1 protein-coding gene (cut by both window edges) is annotated in these 14,662 nt (G+C 64.6%); it reads right to left on the minus strand.

This entire window lies inside a single protein-coding gene on the minus strand: locus ACQP0C_RS12845, encoding a LuxR C-terminal-related transcriptional regulator. The 68,556-nt coding sequence extends 17,701 nt beyond the window's left edge and 36,193 nt beyond its right edge, so the window shows coding positions 36,194-50,855, spanning codon 12,065 (partial) through codon 16,952 (partial); reading right to left, the first codon wholly in view occupies positions 14,658-14,660. Both the start codon and the stop codon lie outside the window.

A 14,662-nucleotide genomic window follows, 5' to 3' on the forward strand; every position in this document is an offset into this window, starting at 1 on the left:
CACGCGATCGTGGCGCCCGGGACAAGCTTGTCCAGCGCTTGCCCTATCAGCTTGTAGTCGGCTGATGTGGGCAACTCCACCGTACTGACCGGTGTTTCGGGTGGTTGTTCATCGACAGGAGATCCAGGGTCCGGTCTCGGCGCGGCGGTGCTGTCATCGTCGTGGTCGGAGGTCGCGCGCAGGCGCTCGGCGACGGCGCGGATGGCGCGGAGCTCGCGCATCTCGAAAGCTCTGATGCCGCTGCCGGTCTGTCTCGCGGCCGCGTCGCGGGTCAGGCCGTGTACGAATCGGAGTGTCAGGCACCGTTGGTAGTCGGTGTTGGTGACTTCCGTGATGGCGGTTGCCAGGATCTCCGGTGGGGTCTGTTGGACCAGTTCTCGATCCGCATCCGCCTCGGGACGCGCTCGGGCATCACCGAGCAGCAGTGCCGAAAGCCGTTGGACGGCTCGATAGTAGGTGTTTCGGTGGTTCGGCCCGAGCGCCCGAGCCAGCTCGCGGTTGGACTGTCGCTGTATCAGTCGTCGCTCGATGGCGACGCGCTGTTTTTCGCTGAGCAGGTCGAGGCAGCGGTTGAAGGCGTCGCGATCCTCGTCCCACGCTTCCTGGACCACCGCCAATGGTTGATTGCCCGCCCGCTGCTCCAACAACCCAGCGAGGCGGAGGAAGGTAGTGCGTTGCGTCGTGCGGATGGCACCTGCGCTGCGGCCCAACACTTCCGCTGTCCGCTCGGGTGATAACTCAGCCGCGAATCGAAGATTGAGGACCTGCCGTTGCGCCGGTACGAGCTTTTCGAGGCATTCCCCGAGTGCCTCGGTATCGTGCTCCAATGCCTCCCGAACGATCGGTGGTAAGTGCTCGACGATGGTGCTTTGGGCCAGCGCCGCCACAAGCTCGGCAATCGGACCATGTGCCGCGATGAGGTCTCGGGCGTTGACAAAGACCCATTCCTCGAGGCCGAGATCGCCGATATTGCCGAGAAGCCTGATCGCGACCGCACACGCCTGGTCCAGAATCTCCCGAGCATTGCCGGCCCCGTCGACATGGCTCAGAATCCTTTTGAATACCCTGTCCCCGAACGCATCCCGGATCAGTTCGATTGCCAGTTCCGGATGGCCCTGCGCGACATGCTCATTGACCATTCGTCGGATCTGCGGGTCTCGGTCCAGCCACGCTACCGCAGTGCCTGCCTTGGTGCGGCTCACCAGAAGTTCATCGACAACCAATTGCTGGTAAACCGCGCCGATGGTTTCCCTCGACAATCCGAGCCGTGCCGCCAGGTCTCGCTTCGTAGGCAGCAATTGGCCACTGAGCAATCGACCCGACTGGATCGCCCTGCGCAGCTCGGTTTCCACTGTGGCCCGCCAACCCCTTCGAGCGGCTTTCGCCGTCAGGTCCGCCATTGACGACGATTGAGCGAATATCTCCAGTAGTTCGTCCGGAGTCAACCGGGCGCCTGCCGGGTTCCGTTCTGCGTCAAGGATTTTGGACAATGCCTGGACGGCACGCGCATGAAGCTTCTTGATCGCTGCCTCACTGCGGTACCCACCAGTCGCACCGACTATCTGGGTGAAGGTCAGCCGCTGCTCGAATCGCATTAGTAGGACCTGTTCTTGATCGGGGTTGCGAATCTTCCGAATCGCGGCCCGCAGTGCTTCCAGCTCCCCTTCGTCACCGTGTGCGGCCGTATCCAGTGCCTGCTCGAAGGCGGCCTTGATCTTCGGCAAGGCGTTCTTGTCCGGGGCAGGCCGAGCCGTTCCGACGATCGGCTGATTCGGGTCGGGCTTTCTGATCCCGGGAGCGCCGCTCCGGAATCCAGTGTATTGGCCGTCGGTCCTGATGAAATGGGCTTCGATTTGTGCTTCGCGCTCAGGAGAGCTCAGTCGATCGCCGACCGCGCGCATATCGCTTGTGACGTCATTTCCGTACTGTCCGTCGAGATAGCGGATGGTGCCATGGTCGTTGACCACGTTCGCCGCATGGCCCTTCGGGCGATTGTTTTCGTCCAGGTCGGAATGGTCGAAGTAGATGACGATGCCACGAGCCCGATGGTCGCCGTCGATCAATTCCGCTTCCACGTCGGTCAGGCTGTCGAGGGGCCGGAATGTGGTTCGGTAGTGGGCCTCTACAAAGGGCAGGTGATAGCGGCCGTCCGCGTCGTGGCTACCGGTTCGGCCCGTTTCCGATGGCGCCGCAACCATATCCTCTCGACCGTGGATCCTCAGGTCGGTGACGATCGCGCACTCCGCGCAGTTGTTCTCGCCGCGTAAGGGATTCACATCGCGGATCAGCTCGAGCATCGGATCGGCACTGTCGGGGCTGGGGGTATCGGGCTCGGTCGAATGGGCCGATGGTTCGTCATCCGATGCGCGGGCCGGGTTCTTCTCGGTGACGATGAGTTGCTCGATGGCCAGGCCGGATGTCGAGTGGTAGCCGCGCCGCGTGGTGCCCTCCATATCGAGGCTCTCGAACTGCTGCCGATGCGCGGTAGCCAACGGCACGACGAACCGATTCGGATATCTCCCGTCCTCGGCCACCCGGCGACGGATCTCGTCCTGGGCCAGCATGATCAGCTCTTTGGCGCGCTCGTACTCCGGGAGCAGAACGCCAGCACCGGGCTCAATGGGGATAGGTTCCGGCAGATCGATGATGTGTCGTGCTATCCACGCCTCGTCGAATCCGGCTCGATGGAATGCATCGCGGATCGGATCGGCAACCGGTACGAAGCTTTGCTCGCCTGTCTCCGGATCGATGACCACCTGATCCTCCCACGGCACCTGGCGGGAGCTGTAGCACGGGACGATATAGGCGTCGTCGAGAGAGTAGGTGTACCGGGAATTCCGGTCCAACGGCCGGAAGGTCGCGTCGTTGGCCAAATGACTATCGCGCGCGTCGGTCGTTTTGACCTCGTTGCGCAGTGGTGTCGCGGCGACGATCGCTCCCAGCGGCATGACGATGATCGCACCGAGCGGATCGGGCAGGTCGGTTCCATTGTCGGAGCGACGCTTGCCAGCGTAGGCGATATAGGTTTCGAAGGTATCCTCACCCTGCCAGTCGCCGGGCTTGATGAAATGCGTTCCGACGGAATGATCGCCGGTGGTGGCGATGACCTCGTTGTGGGCCCCCGACCGGAGCACACCGTCCGCGGCGATGGCGCGGATATTCGGGGTGAAATGTAAGTACAGGGTGTCGGCCGGATCCACGAATACCGCGAAATCGGAGCGGCGCCCGGCGGCTTCACTCTCCAGTCGTGCCCGCAGATCGCGAGGGCGCTCCGTGAGGCGGGCAAGTGTGCGCGTCCGTGCGACAGCGTCTTCGAACTCGGTGATCAGCCGTGCATCGTGATCCCCGAACACGAACCCACGCACCGACGTTTCGGCGTATCGGTCCACGACGGACTTTTCCGCCGACCGCAATGCGTCGTCGACGAAGGAGTGAATCGACAGTGGCGCGCCGAGGACGGAGATCAGTGCATCGAGCACTTCCTCACGGCTGCGCAGGCCACGCGTGAGGTCCGACAGCAGTGGCGTCAGAATATCTTGCGGGATGGCGTTCCATCGGTCGGCGATCCGCTGTCGCGCTGTCGGGACCGCGGCACGCATGGCACCGATGCTGTCGAATAAGCGCTGTATGGTCCAATTCGAGCCGCCGCTCCACCACGTCCGTTGCACATTATCGACCAGCGCCCGGAGACCGGATCTCAGCTCTGCGACGGCCTGATCGATGCGGTAGGACGAAGCCTGATCGGCAAGCAGTTCCGCGAGCCGAGCGCGAGCCGCCGCATGCAGCGTTTGGGCATACCGACTTTTCCCCCCGGGATACCAGCCGGGCAATCCGCTCCGCTTTACCGGGACGATCTCGGCCAGCACCTCGATATCGCTGTCGGTGAGCTGCGGGCGAGCGCATATTTCCCGCAGCGTCGCGATCATCAGATCCTGCTGCCGTACCGTTTCGGGGTAGGTCGTCATCCGCTGATCCAAGAATGCGTTCAGTTCCGTGCGGATGTCGATCAGTGTCGCAATGTCCACCCGTGCCGAATCGTTGAACAGCAGCGCGAGCGCGTTCTCCAACTCGCGCACCCGAGCGATGACCTCCGCGACGGCCAGATCGCGTTCGGCCAGCGCATCGGTCAGCGCGGCGTGGTGCTCCTGCGTGAACCGCAACTCGTCCGGCGACGCAACAGCGCTTCCGGATGGCGTCGGAGCAGATAGGTCCGCAGCCGCCGCGTCGGCGATCTCCTGGCGGGTGTCGCCGTCGGTGATGACGTTGATCGGTTCGGTTTCCTGGGTGCGTTGTGCACTCGCGGCTGTGTCGGAACTGCTTGTTGCCGAATCGATTTCGGGTTCATGGGTATTAGCCGCGATATGCGCGGCGGGAGTCGCGCCATCAGATCGCGATTCCGAATCGCTCGGCCGAAGGACGTGGGCCTCACCTTCGGTCGGCATGGACGCGCCCGTGTCCGGCTCGGTCGCTTCAGTTTCGGGAGACGCGGTTTCTGCGGAGTTGATCGCCACAGAGGGACCGCCGCGGACAGGGCTTTGGGTCGAGTATCCCGAGTCAGGGCGTTGTAGCAGGCGTTCCGTGCTACGTGGCTGCCACGGCACGAGTGCTGAGGCGAGTGTGTGGAAGCGCGGATCTGTCGTCCCTTCCTGGAGCATCCATGATCTGGTCTGCCGGATGAACGGGTACATATCCCCGGCGCCGCCGGACTGCGCGTAGTGCGCCGTGGCGAGCAGGATGGCTGTCTTGACCGCTTGCACGACACGTGGTTCGCGGAACCTGTCGTCGACGTCGGCAGGGAACCTGGTACGTGAGAATCGCTTCGTCGGCGGCTGCGATTGATCGGGGCCCTGGTCGGTGAGAAATTGTGCCGAGTACGTCGGTCCTTGGCCCAGTTCCTCGAAGAGCCACACCGCTTCGTTACTCAGGAAGGTCAGTCGCTCGTCATCGGGGAGAAATGGTGTAAGCCCGGAGGCACTCTGCCATTGGGTGGCGGCAAGGTGGAATACGTGGCCCCGCTTGCTCTCCGGGTTCGGGTCATCGGGATGAACGGTGAAGAGTGAGTATTCACCGTTGATGGCGGGTTTGGCGAATATATGTTTGATTATCTCTTCGCCTCTGCCCCGCAGCGCATCGTCAACGATGGTGTACGTGGCGCCGTCGAGTTCCAGGTCGATTCCCTCGGATTTCATGTACTCGGTGAATCGGCGATACGACCCACGCGCCAGTTCCTGTAGCTTCGCATTCAACTCAGGGCGGAAGGTTTTGGGTAATGAAAGCTTTTTGCCGGTTGTCTGCTCGTAATCATATGCGACCATCGCCAGTATTTGTGTGGAGTACACGACTTCGCGGCAACGTGCGGCGAAGAACTGGGGATCCGTGCCGCGGATCGCGGCCGCGAGAATGTGTCCGTCACGTGCTGGAATGATCGCCCGCCACAGCGGATTCGCGGAAGCGTAGCGGTGGAGGTGCGGCAGCATGCTGTCGGCAACCCACTTATGGAATGGCGCGATATACGCGTAAGCGACATCGTATGCCTCCGCGACGATCTTCATGCCGCGCATATCCAGCGCGAAGGCGCGACCGATATCTGCCACATTCGAAAACGCCTGTTCCGCCGGGATTCTCGGGAAATTCCGGAGAAACCCTTCACGCAACGGAACGGGATCGGTCCCGATGGTGGGTATCGGCGAGCCGAGCTGCGAGAAGACGCCAGTGTCGGTGTCCGTACCGTGCGGTGCTGTCAAACGATTGAATTCGTCCGCATAATGGACCAGGGAATCGACTTCGAACCTTTCCGTAGCAGCGGCCAGCCGCAGAAAATCGGGCGAACCTACGATATTTCCGAAGCGTTTGAGGTTGCCGACCGGATCGTTTTCGAATGGTTCCCACGATTGTCCGAAAAGCTCCTTCAGGTGGTCGGTCTTCGGTAACGCGAGGTTTCGGTCGGCGGCGAAATTGCTGCTACGCCGTGGTTCCCACGTCGTGCCGAGCAGTTGGTGCAGGTTGGCGCGCAGTTCAGCGCGGGCGGATTCCACGGCATCTCGGTCCTGCGGGGCTGTCGCTGTCTGTGCATTCGCGAAGAAGGAAACAGCTCGTCCCAGCCAACCGAACACTTCGGCTGCCCGCCCGTCTCGGACCACTCGCTGCCAGCCGCCATCGTGCAGGAAATTCAATCCTCCCTGTAGTTCGTCGAGTGCGTCGTGCAGCCGTCGCGGGCTGAGGATGTTTTCGTCCACTCCGAGCAGCTGGGCCACTTCTGCCCGCGCCTGTGTGGCCCGGGTGCGCAGCCATTCGAGTGCGATCGAACCGGGCCCGAGCAGTTTCGGGTCGAGACCACGCGCGGCGGCCGCATCGTCGCGCAAGGCTCGCGCCCACCTGATCGCCATCGCGGTGCGCTCGTTGGTGGGGTCGTGCGCGGTCCCGGCGGTTTCGGGACTGCTTGTTGCCGAATCGGTTTCGGGTTCGTGGGTTTCGGCTGCGGCGTGGGCCAGGCGGTCGGTGTCGCGGTCTTGCGGCACCGCGGCAACCGCGAGGGCGATGCCGTCACGTACGCGCCATCTGCCGGTGATCTCCGTGACCGGCGAACCGAAGAAGCTCAGGCCATCGCCGCGCAGGTGGGCTCGAAAAGTGCGGGTGGCGAAGTCGATCGTGACGTGGACGTCACGCTCTGAGGGGGATTCTCGGAGCAACGCCTCCGTGACGTCTCTGACCGCATCCTTGATGGCCCGCATCAGCCGTTCCAGGTACACACCGTCGTGGACCATTTCCGGCCCACCGATGTGCTCCAGCCAAGCCCATTCCTCGGCATTGAGGAAAAGGCTCGTCTGCGCATCGCCGCGCCCCGTTGCGGGATAAGGTTCGTGCTCGCCGACGCCGATGCCGATCGCTCGGAAATCCCGGGCATGTGCGACAACCGCGGCGGCGAAGTTGGGCGGGCAGAACGGTGCGGGAATCGTGATGGCGCCGACCACTTCGTCGGGCCACGGCAGCGGTTGCGGGTAGTCGGGGCGGACATTTTCATTGAACCCAGGCGCGGCGGTGGCGGAGAACCCGAGTCGGTCCAGCGCGTTTCCTCCGCATATGAACCCCGCGTCTTCCAACTGCTCGACTTGTCGCTGTCCGAGGAGTTCATCGCCCACGACCCCGGGTGGCAGCAGTCGGTGCAGCATGGATTCACCGAATTCGAGCCATATCCCCTTGCCACCTTCGAGTTGTACGACACCGGCGTCGTCGGCCTTTCGGACGGCCGTGAACTCTTCCACCGCAGGCGATTCGGGATTGTCGTCGATCACCTCGACAATGAGCACGCGTTCGCCCAAGTGGCCGCCGCGGGTCCGAAGCACGATTCGAACCTCACCCGCACTGCTGCGGCGCGCATGCTCGGCCAATTCCGCGACACCGGACCGTACGGTCTCGATCTGTTCGTCGCTGTGCCAGGCCCGAAGGCGCAACCAATCGACTACCGCATCGGCCGCCGCCGCCGCGGTGTGTGCGACCTCGGCGTCGGTGAGCCGAGACCCGGGCACACCGGGTGCGCCCACCGTTACCTCGAACGGCACGCTGCCGATCCGCCGCCCGGGAAGTACCGCCAAGGCGTCCTCGGCTGGACCCGGTTCGAAAAGCTGGTCGGGCCACATCGTGTCGTGCGGGCCCACCCGGATTTGCCAGAGATCACCAGTGCCGGTGCTCGGTGCGATCAACCGCAGCCCGACTCGACTCACCAGCGTCGTCGGGTCGAACTGCAGCAGTTGCACCGCGAACGGGCTCGCCAAGTCTCGGGCCCTGGCCTGCGTCAGTCCTTCCCACAGACGGGTGGCGTACTGCAACTGCAGACGCTGGGCATCATCCAGATCCTCGTCCGGTCGCGAACGCAGGCTCTGCACAAGCAGTTTCACGGCCCGCTCGTTCGCTGCGTTCGTGACGTGCGCCGGAAGGTAATCTCGAGCACCCACCGCACGCGGATGCACCATGATCAATGCCGCCCGCTCGGCATCGCTCAAACGATGCCACCATCGCAGAATTTCGGAGGCTACTCGGCTGCGGTTGGCGTCGTCGCGGCGCGTCATCCACTCGGCCGTCGCATTCGACGCCGCCTTTCGCAGGGCTTGCGTCGCCAACTCGTGGTCGGCCTCCGAAGCCGGTTCCACTGCGAAGGGATCGGTCGATTCGGCATCGATCGACTTGTCCGGTGTGGGGTCCGCCGCGGGCTGGACGGCGGTTGCCGAGCCGTCGGTTCCGCGTGCGACATCCTCTTCGGGGCGGGTATCACCGCGCGGTGTCGGGTCGGCCCCCGCCTCCGGTTGGTCAGGTTCGGGGCTCGTGGGCTCGTTTGCTTCCGATGGTGGGGAGCCGACGCGCTTCTCGGGATAGTCGTGTCCAGGGGCACCCGGAAGGGGAGCGTCCGGAGCCAGCGATGTGACCGGCCTACGGTCGGGCCCGAGGACGATGAGGTACACCCGTTCCCCATCGGGCCCTGGTGTGCCGCGGACGTATTCCTTCCACTCCTCGGTCCGGGCTCGGCGCTCCAGCCATTTCCGGTTCGGGTCGTAATTGACGAGTTCGCCCTCGACGATCTGGCCCGTCTTCGCGTCGCTACGCATAAGGGTCGCGTGCGCACCCAGCTCATCCGGACGCTCGACCACCAACACGGCCTGCGCCCCGGGGCCCAATTCGGCAACGATATCGGCGGCCTTATCGCGGGCGGTGCGCTCCTCGTCGGGTGCGAGTCCGTTTTCGTGCCAAACGGCGCCGATGAGCCGAGCCAGCTGTTGCGGCAGCATGCCGGCCGGGAGCAGCGGTCCGTCGAGCATTCTCACCGGTACGCCGTCGAGCAGGAGTTGGGACAGGATCCACAGCGCGCAATCCCTGCTGCCTTCCAACAGAATTGCCAACTGGGGGTCGTACCACGACAGGGGCTGGTCGTCCGGGAGTTGGAAGCCAGTGGATCCGTCGGGGTTCTGCTGGACCGGCCCGGGTGACGCCGACACCAGGTAGGGCTCGAGTTCGGGGTCCGTTGACGTGAGCAGTGCCACCATCTGGGCGCCCGGATCGTCGGTTGCATCAAGACGGATCCTGGTCAATGCCGGTCGTCCGCCGGGTTGGGTGGCGTAGTAGCCGCGGCTTCGGATCAGCCCGAGGATCTCGGCGAGCAGTCGCATCACGGCCGCGTCAGCGTCGGCGTGCCCGATCGTGAGTACCGCGGCGACCTTGCGGCCGGGCGTGGTCCGCGCGGACTGCGCGATGTCCTCGGCGAGTCGGACCACACCCGATGTCACCGAGTCCACATTCACACCGGCACCACCGACCAGGACGTGCACCTCGTCGGCGGCGTCGATGTCACCGATGGCCAAGACCAGCTGTCCCAATTCGTCCGAGGAGTACCGCAATGCGTGGACGGGAGGTTCCCCTGGCAGCGCGGCCGCGAGTTCCTCGGCCAGCGCGATACCCAGCATGGCGGCGTCGAGACAGGCGTCCGCGAGGTCCAGCTCTGGCGAGATCTCCTGGCCCATGCTGGCGGTCATCGCGCGATTGGCCGCGATGGTCTGTTTTTCCTCCGATATCGCGGTCCGCGTGTCGCGGTCGCGCCAGCGCCCGGGCACGTGTGTGGGGTCGACGAGTCCACGCATGCGGCCGACCAGGTCCCAGCGTTGGTCGCGGTTCAGGAAGTGGAAGGCCTCCGCTCCCGCGATACCAGGGTCGAAGTCGAAAGGATCGTCCAGCTCCAGAAGTTCCAGAATGTGCGACACCTGTTCTGCCGCAACGGTCGCCATCCGTGCGCGCGCAGTGCCGCTGACCGGTAGTTGCTTCGGCAGGATCTGCCGGGGTTGCGGCGACGGGGTGCGCAGTTGGTCGGCGATCGCGTGCAGTCGCCCGCCAAGACGTCCGATCTCCGCACGAATTTCGTGGAGTTCCAAGACTTTCGGCTCATCCGCCGATTGCGGAGCCGGGGGATCGACCAATCCGGTGAAGCCGATATCGGCCGCGACGCCGATATCGGCGTGGAGTTCTTCGCGCCGCGCGCTGTTCGCGCGATACTGCCGGTTGAGCGGTTCGACCTCCGCGAGGCGGTCGTTCAGCAGAGTGAGCTCACTGGCACATGCGATGAGGGTGACGAGATCGCCGTACCGCACAGCCATCTGGTGCAGAGCATCTTCATCCGACACTCCCTGGAACTCCAGGAAGGCCAGCACCCATGGCCCAACGACCGCTCGGGCTACGCCCAAGTGCTGCGCGAATTGGCTTGCCATTCGGTCCAGTTCGCGCTGCACAGCGGCCAGATCATCGGGGTCGACGCCGTGCCGATCGGCCAGCTCTTCGAGCTTGGTCCGGACCGCCGCCTGTCGTGTAGCGCCGTGCTGCACCGCCGTGTCGAGTTCGGCGCGGAGCTGAATTTCGGCGTCGAGTTCGTTGACTCGCTCGGCCGCGGCGAGCAGATCGCGGATGTCCTGGAACGTTTTGCGGTACACCTGCGCGATTGCGGGCGGTGCCGTCAGCATCGTCTCCGCCTCGGACAGCCTGATGCGCATTCGTCGCAGCGTCTCCGATCCGGACGTCAATACGGCCGGCTTGATGTTGTGCTGCTCAGCCAGCTGATCGCGCCGGGCGCGGGCCTGCTCGCGCAAGGACTCCAGGGACGGGCCCGATTCGGCTGCCGCTTCGTGGATTTCGCGATCGAAACGCGCCTGCCATGCTTCGTCGGATTCGCTGTTCGGGGCTGGGTTCCGCGTCCCATCCTCGAGATCGGCCAGCCGGACCTTAAGGCCTTCGAGGTAGGTTTCGGTCAATCCCGGCCAGGTGTCGTCGAGTTCGTCGGCGTTGACCTCTTTCAGTTGCGCGTCCAGGTGGAGACGGTTCAGCCGGTCGAGGGTCTCGAGGTGGTCGTGGACATCCGCATCCGGCTGGTCGGCGAACTGGTGTTTCGCCTCGGCCACAGCGCTGCGCCAATCCTGCGCGCTCCAGGTGCCGAGGGCTGGCGGGAAGCCGAATTCCGCTGTCAGCTGGTGTGCCAGCTCGAGCCGACGCCGCTCCAGCATCGTCACCAGATCGATGGGTTCCGGATCGGTCGGGCCAGTGGTTTCGACCGTACTTTCGGTGAACCCGGAAAAGCCTTCCAGCACATCCACATACCAACTCGTTCGGCCCCGCCGTGCGTATCTCGACAGGGAGTCGATGAGCCGCTGCTCGTTCGCTGCCATTTCCGCGGGCGGTGTGTCGTGCGGGAGCCATTCCCTGGTGCCGTTCTGCTCGGTCATGACACGTTCGACGAATCCGATCAGCTCCGCGTCGTCGGCGTAGCCGTTGAGATAGCTGACGGGCACGAGACGTCCGGCGCGATCCAGCCGCCACTTGTCGCCGGTATGCCAATTCGACGGCCGGATAAGACCATTGGCCAAACCCAGGCGTTTGGCGTCGGGAGTGAGCAGGTAGCTGGCCCAGGCGTCCTCGAGCATTTGTATGGGGAGGAAATCCGCGTCGCGCCCGGGCACGTACTCCACGAGCAGTACGCGTTCGGTGCGGCGCAGCACATCCGGGGCAGGCACCCCGACGTCCCTGGCGGTCCCCAGCCCCAGTTCCTGGCAGTCGGCCTGCCGTTCGGTCCGCATGGTCCATTCGACCGCCTGGTAGCCGTTGGGGTAGGTGATCCGATACAGCTGTTCCGGCGCTGTCGGGCGACTCGAACCGGAGTCGAGACGCCGCCGGGACGGTTTGCCGGAGGCCTCGGCTTCGGCAATCTTTTCCGCGAAGGAACGCTCATCAGTGAGGTCGTTCAGCCATGCGATTTCCTCGGGAATGGTGTAGAAGCCGATACCCGGGTCTGGTCCGTCGTAATCACCGGATATCGGGAACTCGTGTAGACGCCCGTCGTTGTCGATCAGCACTCGCCGATATTCGATGGACAGGCCTTCTTGCGCGGCCCGCTCTCGCAAGCCGGGGACGAGCACGTCCAGGAGAAGCTCTTGGCCCTGCAGCGGCGATGCGACCACGATGCGTTCACCCGGCACCTCGCCGATACCTTCGATCGGATGCCCCTCATCGTCGAGGACCGGGACTGCCCCTTCAGCGGCGAGCAGGTCGCGGGCGGCCAGGATCGCCAGGGCGACGCGTAGCTCCGCCAGATGCTCGAAGGCGGCTTCGACATGCGGTTTCAGCGATCGGAAATGCTTCCCGAGTTCCTGGATCGCATCGTCGTCGGCGAGCACACGGGCCAACACATCGTCGGCGACGAGCCGGCGCAACGCCGCAGCGAGGCGTTGCCGCTGCCGATCCTCCAGGTCCAGGACCTTCTGCTCGATTTCGGCGGCGTCGCCCTGATGCAGGTTGGTGGTGTCGATACCGACCGCTCGGCCCGGCCGCAGCGCCTCGGCCGCCAACTCCGCCGCGTGGGTTTCGGCGGCTGTCAGCCGTCGGCGGATGGCCGCAGGCAATTCCGCGCCGGTGCGAGCGGAGGCGCTGGGGGCTGGGCTCGATCCGTCCGACTCGACACCTGGCCTGTTGCGGGGTCTGTCCGCGGGGTCCGCGGAATTGTTTGCGCTCGAACCGTTTTCTTTGCGGTTCGGACGGAGAGGATCCCAGAACCGTTCGTCGGGATCGTGGTGGAGGGCGTGTTCTTGTCGGAACAGGTGCTGTGGCCGGTTGGCGCCCGCACCGCGGTATCGGGTGACTGCGAAGGGGTTCACGCTGTCGTAGAAGGTCTGGGCGCTAGGCGGCAACGCGCCGTCCCGCGTCGTTCCCCCTGCCGGTCTTCTGGACGCGGGGCGCGGCGATGACGGGGGTGGCACATCGACCGGGGAGGTCGGCTCGGTCGTAGCAATGGAGGCCGCTGTATGGTTCGGCGCACCCGGTCCGCCAGTCAGCTGCCTCGGCCCGGCTGCCTCGCCGGTTTGCGGCAATAGGTAGCCGTACTCGAAGGTCTGATCGCCGTCGACGACGGTGCGGGTAACCACGCGGGTGAATCCGTGTCCGAGGGCGGCTTCGGGTATTCCGGTGACCGATTCGACCCACAACATCCGGGTCCCTTTGGGGACCAAGGTAATTCCTACGTCCACGAAATCGAATCGGTTCGACGGAAGGTGGCCTATCTCGGCGGTGCTGTAGCCGGGGTTCCAGGAAACCTCGGTGGTCCCATCCGACACCAGCGGGATCGTTACGAACATGTCGCGCTCGGAGCGGTGGTGGTGCATCGTTTCGTCGACACAGCGAACATGTCGCGCCGCATCGTCGTTCGCGGAGCGCTGCCCTTCGGGAGTGGTCAGGTAGGCATTGGCGGCCACATACCCCAGCGGACTCTCCGATACCGAGCCCTTGATCCAGGCGAGGGATTCGCGTTCCAGCTCCGAGAAGTTCTCGTTCCAGTACTGCCTGGCATAGGCGATAGCTTCGTCGCGGGTTTGGAATACCAATGCCGTTGCAGACAATTCCGCGAGTGCCACTGCGTGTTGTTGTTCCACCGGCAGTGCTTTGAATTCATCGTCGGACAACGGCAATTGCCGATATATGAATGGCTGGTTGTCGTCCACGGGCTGTGGGGGTGTCGCGGTGACGTCCTCGTCGGTCACAATCCGGCCATGCAGGACCGGACTCTGCCCGTCGAGCCCGCGAATCTCGGCATCCAGCCGGTTGACCTCGTCGGCGTTGTCCACCAGGGTGTTGAGCTCCAACAATTCCCCGGCGAGATCCGCCAATTCGGGATCGGAACCCATTGACAGGACGCCCAATCGGTCCGCGTCGAGATCCTCCGCTCGCTCCCCACGCTGGACCAAGGTGTCGAGCACGCCGTCTCGCTCTTGCCGCAGCTGCTCCAGTCGTGGCGCACCCTGGTCGGGCCGTGCCGGGTCCACTTCCAACGTGGTGGGATCGACATCGTCGCGCATCTCGGCTGCGGCATCGCGTATTTCGCGCGCCTGCTCACGCTGCCGAACCAGCCGTGCCCGCCGCGCGGGCAGATCCTTCACCTCGCTGGGGCGGCGATCCGTCGGTTCCTGGCCTGGTCCGGAGCTTTCGGAGACCGTTTTCGGACCAGATGGTGCAATGGCTGCCGCTACCGGCAATGCGGCAGACTGATCGGCCGCAGTGTCCCTCCGGCCCTGGTCGAGGGGACTCAGAGCGTCGGTGCGGCCGCCTGGCTGCGACGGTTCGCCGTCTGCGGTCTCGGTCTGCGCGGCTCGATTCCATTCATCCGGTCCCGCTGCCGTGGACTGGGGGCCCACCGTTTCCGACCGGGGCGTCGTCTTTCGACTCGGTTCCTCTGATGCGGGTCCGCCGAGTCGGTTGACCACCGATGGTGCCGCGCCCCTGTCGACGGCCGAATCGATAGGAGTATCCGCACCGCCGTCCTCGACACGTGCGAGCGGCGGCGCTGTGGCGCCGGGCGTTCGGTGTGGCGTGTCGGTAGTCGGGGCCGGAGCGGGGTCGGCTTCGGTTTCGCCCTCGACCACAACGTTCGATTCGGCCAGCCAGGGGTCGATCAGCGACGTGCGCAATTCCGAGTATGCGGCGGCGGCTGCCGATTCGGGCGCCAGCTCTGGGCCCAAGAAGTGGGCAGTCGTCATGGCGCCGTGGTCGATGAGTTCCAACGTGAAACTCGCGGTGCTGCCATCTATCAGGTTGATTGTGAGCGGAATCGAGATCCGATTCGGACCCGACACCGCGTCGGCGACGCCCA

This window comes from Nocardia sp. CA-129566 (assembly GCF_050956075.1).
Classification (GTDB): Bacteria; Actinomycetota; Actinomycetes; order Mycobacteriales; family Mycobacteriaceae; genus Nocardia.